General features: G+C 46.2%; 1 protein-coding gene. It reads left to right on the forward strand.

The window, feature by feature from the left end:
* Positions 1-315: substrate-binding domain-containing protein (locus R7190_RS30125; RefSeq protein WP_318138242.1), on the forward strand; the 315-nt coding region annotated here is incomplete at its 5' end.
* Positions 316-537: the final 222 nt, after the last annotated feature.

Below are 537 nucleotides of genomic sequence, written 5' to 3' on the forward strand. Positions count from 1 at the left end.
ACCAACCTATTAACCAAATCTTTGGAGATTACTGGAGTGGTGGCCTACAACGACTACATGGCCGCTGGCGCACTCGCAGCGTTAGATCAAAATGGCATTGACGTACCAAGTAAGGTTTCTATGGTCGGGTTCGATGATGGCTTGATCGCCCGCTTTGTTCACCCTAGCTTGACTACTATTCGCTACCCAATCGAGATGATGGCAGAACGCGCCGCCCGTTTGGCTTTGGCGCTGTCTCGTGACGAAAAAGTTGAAGACGAAACCATTATTTTTAGCCCAACGTTAGTACGAAGAAATTCTGTTGAGCGTTGTTGATGGTGGATAATCTGTAAATTGAAAACGAAAAGCCCGCTCAGTTTATTGAGTGGGCTTTTCTTTGAGCACTTGTCGAGACGATATGGATTCTAGCTCAAGGCTTCATGCGGTTTTACAGACTTAACGTCAACGCCTTCCGCAAACTCACCACGCTGTAATTTTTCTCGTAAAATCGCATGTTGGTCTTCGGTAAATGTGTAGCGAGACATAATGAAGATGCGC

Source organism: Vibrio sp. 1078-1 (assembly GCF_033340475.1).